1 protein-coding gene is annotated in these 647 nt (G+C 74.2%); it reads left to right on the top strand.

Features of this window, described 5'->3' with window-relative positions:
• On the top strand, positions 1–647 hold a 647-nt coding region (locus D180_RS17280), incomplete at both ends, for a DUF3999 family protein (protein ID WP_017913787.1).

The raw sequence follows: 647 nt of genomic DNA, 5'->3' as shown, positions 1-647 counted from the left end.
GGCGGCGCCCGACGGGCGGACCCCGGATCTGGAGCTGATCGCCGAGCGCGACAGCGACGGCAGTGTGCGCCGCATCCAGACCCGCGTGGCCGGCGCTGGCTCCGACGCGGGCGCTGCCGGCTGGCTGGTCGATGCCAGCGCGTTGCATGCGCCGCTGCGCGCGCTGTCGCTGCAATGGGCCGCCGCTGCGCAGCCACAGCAGGCGCGCTACCGCGTCGAGGGCAGCGACGATCTGCGCGACTGGGAGGTGCTGGTGGCCGATGCGACCCTGGTCGACCTCAGCAACCAGGGGCACCGGCTGCAGCAACTGCGCATCCCCATCGGCCGCGAAGTGCGCTATCTGCGCCTGCTGCCGCTGGCCGGCGCCGGCGCGCCGCCGCTGACCGGGGTGGAGGCCGAACTGGCACCGACGCCGGTCGTCGCCGATTGGCATTGGCAACAGCTGGACGCGGCGAGCACCGATCCCGCGCAGCACGGCTATGCCTTCGTGTCGCCGGGGCGCTACCCGGTGACGCGCGTCGACATCGCCTTGCCCGGCAACAACGCCATCGAATGGCGCGTGCAGAGCCGCGACAGCGCCGAGGCGCCGTGGCAGGACCGCGCCGGTCCATGGCTGGCCTACCAGGTGGGTGGCGGCAGCCGCTCGC

The sequence above is a fragment of the Xanthomonas sp. SHU 166 genome (genome assembly GCF_000364685.1).
Classification (GTDB): Bacteria; Pseudomonadota; Gammaproteobacteria; order Xanthomonadales; family Xanthomonadaceae; genus Xanthomonas_A; species Xanthomonas_A sontii.
The sequence above is the reverse complement of the archived record's forward strand: the minus strand, read 5'-3'. Positions and strand labels throughout refer to the sequence as shown.